The organism is Mesorhizobium sp. M1A.T.Ca.IN.004.03.1.1 (assembly GCF_003997555.1).
GTDB lineage: Bacteria > Pseudomonadota > Alphaproteobacteria > Rhizobiales > Rhizobiaceae > Mesorhizobium.
In genome coordinates, this window is record NZ_RZTV01000088.1 from 1 (window position 1) to 355 (window position 355).

Sequence of the window (355 nt, forward strand, 5' to 3'; positions counted from 1 at the left end):
CGGCCAGGCGCATTCCTCTGAAAATGGCTGTCGCGACACTGTGAGGATGCGCCAGCCTTTCTCCTGAAATAAACTTTACGGTTGCGTGGCCAATCCCGCGGCTTGCGCCTGTCAACAGCATATATCCGGTTGCCATAAGACCCTCATACATCTAGATATATGATGCCTCATAAATGAGAAAGCGTCTGGCGCAAGATGTACGTTTGCCTACGCTCAAATATTATCGCATCGACGTCCACACAGACGTCATTCAGCAGCAGCTACACTCACATGCGCAAGGATGACTCGTCCACCCTGATCGATGTCGTCCATGATTGCCCGCGCCGCCCCCTCCCCCGCTGCCGATATCCAGTCT

General features: G+C 53.8%; 1 pseudogene. It reads right to left on the reverse strand.

Annotated features, from left to right (window positions below):
- Positions 1-136: pseudogene (locus EOD29_RS30820) on the reverse strand (SDR family NAD(P)-dependent oxidoreductase); the annotation flags it as partial.
- Between the last annotated feature and the right edge of the window lie 219 nt (positions 137-355).